Source organism: Neisseria sp. HMSC074B07 (assembly GCF_001810355.1).
In the GTDB taxonomy this organism is placed as follows: Bacteria; Pseudomonadota; Gammaproteobacteria; order Burkholderiales; family Neisseriaceae; genus Neisseria.
Map to the genome: position 1 here is coordinate 1 of NZ_KV800917.1, position 3681 is coordinate 3681.

4 protein-coding genes are annotated in these 3681 nt (G+C 51.9%); 1 reads left to right on the plus strand and 3 read right to left on the minus strand.

Going from position 1 to position 3681, the window contains the following annotated elements; translation table 11 throughout:
- Positions 1–168: 168 nt before the first annotated feature.
- On the minus strand, positions 169–483 hold the full coding sequence (gene raiA, locus HMPREF2726_RS03430; RefSeq protein ID WP_003757098.1) for a ribosome hibernation-promoting factor, HPF/YfiA family: 315 nt from the start codon (positions 481–483) through the stop codon (positions 169–171).
- A 66-nt stretch (positions 484–549) separates the two neighbouring features.
- On the minus strand, positions 550–1902 hold the full coding sequence (rpoN, locus tag HMPREF2726_RS03435) for an RNA polymerase factor sigma-54 (RefSeq protein ID WP_070602185.1): 1353 nt from the start codon (positions 1900–1902) through the stop codon (positions 550–552).
- 17 nt (positions 1903–1919) lie between these two features.
- Here rpoN and HMPREF2726_RS13665 point away from each other — a divergent pair, with 17 nt between their 5' ends.
- Positions 1920–2249 (plus strand): hypothetical protein, encoded by a 330-nt coding sequence (locus HMPREF2726_RS13665; RefSeq protein ID WP_148132464.1) that lies wholly within the window; start codon positions 1920–1922, stop codon positions 2247–2249.
- A 209-nt stretch (positions 2250–2458) separates the two neighbouring features.
- Here the strand turns inward: HMPREF2726_RS13665 and HMPREF2726_RS03440 are convergent, their stop codons facing one another.
- Positions 2459–3643: a cytochrome-c peroxidase gene (locus tag HMPREF2726_RS03440; protein WP_070602187.1), complete on the minus strand. Its 1185-nt coding sequence runs from the start codon at positions 3641–3643 to the stop codon at positions 2459–2461.
- Between the last annotated feature and the right edge of the window lie 38 nt (positions 3644–3681).

Here is a 3681-nt window from a genome sequence, read left to right on the forward strand (position 1 = left end):
TTACTGTCCTATTTTGATTTTAATTGACTATAAATTCAATCCACTACGGGTAAGAAACTCAGAAGCGAGTTGATGAGATGGGGAGATGTGCGGGTTGGTACCGCAAAAGGAAATTTAATGTAAAGGTCGTCTGAAAATAGGTTTTCAGACGACCTTTAGGATTGTGAACTATTCTGCGGCAGGTTTTACCGTGTTGCGGACATCGCCGCTTTTTTCTTTGTGTTTCAGCACTGCACGGTCGAGCTTGTCCATCAGAACATCAATGGCGGCGTACATATCTTGTTCAACGGCCTCGACGTGGAGGTCTTTGCCCGCCAGATGGATGTCTGCTTCAGCCTGTTGATTGAGTTTTTCCACGGAAAGGGTGATGGTAACGGAAATGGCGTTGGCTGCATGGCGGTTGATGCGTTCCAATTTTTCGGAAACGTAGTTTTTGATGGCCTCGGTAACGTCGAAATTCAGACCGGTGATTTTCAGATTCATAATACAGCTCCTTCGGTGGGGTTCAGTCCGTCAGAAACGGAACGGGAAAACTGCGGTTTAAAACTGTCATTCGGTAAGTTTGCGTTTGTGTGCCAGCGGGATGTCGAGCGATTCCCTGTATTTGGCGACGGTGCGGCGGGCGATGTCTATGCCCTGTTGTTTGAGGAGGCGGACAAGGGTTTCGTCGGAATGGGGTTTGCTGCTGTCTTCGTTTTCGATAATCTGCCCCAAAACGGCTTTAATCGCGCCTTGGCTCAGGCCTTCTTTGTCGCCTTCGGAATTGACTGCCTGTGTGAAGAAATAGCGTAACGCAAATAGTCCGCGCGGGCAAGACAAATATTTTTGGTTGGCGGCGCGCGAAATGGTGCTTTCGGCAAGCCCCAATTCGGCGGCTGCGTCTTTCATAAGCATGGGGGCGAGTCCGATTTCGCCGAAGATGAAGAAGTCTTCCTGATTTTTGACGATGTATTCGGCAAGGCGGATGACGGTGCTTTTGCGCAGTTCGAGAGAGTCGATGCGCTGCTTGGCTTCGTTGATTTTTTCTTTCCACTCGGGTGCGCCGTCTTCTGCGGATTTCATCAGTTCGCAGTATTCGCGGTTGAGTTGCAGTTTGGGCCAGGCGGCTTCGTTGCCGATGACTTTCCAGCCGTCTTTGCCTTCTTTGACCCAAACGTCGGGCTGGATGTAGGCGGTTGGTTCGGAGGAGGCAAAACCGTAGGCGGGGTAGGGGTTGAGCGTGGCGATGATGTCGAGGGCGGCTTCTATGGTTTCGCTGTCGATTTCGGGAAAGAGTTTGCGGAAGCGGATGATGTTTTGTTTGCGGTTTTTGCCCAAATCGTGCAGCGAGCTTTGGATGAGGTGGGCGGCCGCCTGACGCGCGGGGCTGGCGGGCAGGCGCATGAGTTGGAGCATCAGGGATTCGGTCAGGTCGGCGGCGGCAACGCCGGGCGGGTCGAAGGTCTGCAAAAGGTCGAGGGCGTTTTGCAGTTCGTCTTCGTCCAGCATCCATTCCAAGGGCGTGTTGTCGATAACGTCTTGGATGCTGTCGGTGAAATAGCCTTGGTCGTCCAGGAAGTCGATAAGGATATGGACGTAGGCGGCTTCTTTGTCGGAAAGAGGGTGTTCGCACACTTGGGCGTGCAGGTATTGGTTGAAATCTTCTTCTTTGGCAATGTTGAGCCATGCGTCTTCGGCATCGTCGCCGCCGAGGTGGTTGCTGCGCGGCATGGTGGTGCCGTGATTGAACTCTGCGTCGGCAAATTCGTCGGCTTCGGGACGTTCGAGCAGGGGATTGTCCTGCAACCAGTCTTCGACCTCGCGTTCGAGTTCGATGCCGGACATTTGCAGGATGCGCAGGGATTGTTGCAGACGTTGGTTGAGTTGTTGGGTCTGCCTGAGTTTGAGGCCGAGTAAGGTCATGGTGCAATGTATGTTGATTGGTTTTATGGTGGATTGGACTTGAAGCGGTGCGGCTTGGCTTGCATTACGCTGTCAGCTGCTTCTTGTTCATCCACTATGTGATTTCAGACGACGTTTGGTTTGGTAAGGAGGCGAAGAAGGGTCGTCTGAACGGATTTTGTGGTGTGTTTATAGGCGTTTGGTCAACGCTTTTTATTTTTTATCCTAGATGTGTATTTCAACATTTTGCCTTGCCGCCGTCAACTGACGAGGCATGTTTGAAGATGGGTATCCGGATATTGATGATGTGGGTTGGAGATTCGTTTGTTGATGGTTTTTATAAAAATTTAAATAAATCATATGGTTGATTGTATTCGGGATGTAATTGTTTGAACGGCGTGCGTTTCATTGTATATGAGGCTGGTTTTTGTCCGACGTGTCATTTGCGGGAAAAGGGATGCGGACATCGAATGATTTGGGATCATGAAACGGCATAAAGGTCGTCTGAAATCCTGTTCTCTAAAGCTTTGGGCTTTGTTGAACCTGAATTTTCAGACGACCTTCATTCATTTACTGCTTATTTGTTGTTCGGATGGGATTCCATCGGTGCAGACAAAGGCAGCTCAGGCATGGTGCGGGCAGTGTCGGAAACATTGCCGGACAGGGTTTTCAAGAAGGCAACGATGTTATCGGTGTCTTCTTTAGATAAATCTTTGCCCAGTTGCGCTTTACCCATGATGGTAACGGCTTTGTCCAATTCCCAAACGCTGCCGTTGTGGAAATATGGATAAGTTTTGGCGACGTTACGCAAGCCTGGGACGCGGAAGAAGAATTCGTCTTCGGCTTTTTTGGTTACGTCGGCACGGCCTTTGTCGTGTTTCGGATCTTCGATGAATTTCCAGTACGGGCCTTCAACCAAACCGAATTTTTGGAAGGTTGCGCCGCCAAGGTTGACGCCGCTGTGGCAGGCGATACAGCCGTTGTCCATAAAGGCGCGCACGCCTTTGCGCTCTTGTTCGTTCAGGGCGTTGACGTTGCCTTTGAGGTAGTCGTCCCATTTGGTCGGCGTCAACAGGGTGCGTTCGAATGCGCCCAGTGCGGTGGTGATGTTTTTAAAGGAAACTGCGCCGTCTTCGGGGAAGGCGGTTTTAAACAGTTCTTGATATTCGGGGATTTTGGCAATTTTGGCAGCGGCTGCTTCTTGCGAGTCGTTTGCCATTTCCACAGGGTTGACCAACGGTCCGCCGGCTTGTTCTTCAACGTCGGCCGCGCGGCCGTCCCAGAACTGCATACCGAGCAGGGCGGCGTTTAAAGCGGTCGGGGAGTTGCGTCCGCCGAACTGTCCTTTATGGCCTTGGCTGGTCGGCAGGTTGTCCACGCCTGCGGTGGCAAGGTTGTGGCAGGAGTTGCAGCTTACGGTGTTGCCTTTGGAGAGGCGCGGCTCATACCATAATTGATGGCCGAGTTTGACCTGTTCTTCGGTAAACGGGCGCAGTTTCTGCATTTCTTCGGCACTCGGCAGCGGTTTGAAAATACTCTGTGCGCGTTTGAGCAGCTCTTGATCTTCAGGAGAAGCGTTGCTGTCAACGGCGGTTTGGGACGCTGCTGAGGCGGTTGAAGCAGCTTCAGGGGTCGTCTGAACGGCAGAGGCTTCGGTCGGTGCGGAAGCAGGTTTTTGTTCCTTGCTTTCCTGTCCGCCACAGGCGGCCAATGCGGATAAAACAGCAAGCGACAGGAGCAGTCGGGTGTTGCGGTGGTTCATGGCGTGAGACCTTTGCAAAATTCCTTTTCCCCCAACAG

Coding starts and splice junctions, on each gene's coding strand:
- raiA (WP_003757098.1), bottom strand. CDS start 483: ATGAATCTGAAAATCACCGGTCTGAATTTCGACGTTACCGAGGCCATC.
- rpoN (WP_070602185.1), bottom strand. CDS start 1,902: ATGACCTTACTCGGCCTCAAACTCAGGCAGACCCAACAACTCAACCAA.
- HMPREF2726_RS03440 (WP_070602187.1), bottom strand. CDS start 3,643: ATGAACCACCGCAACACCCGACTGCTCCTGTCGCTTGCTGTTTTATCC.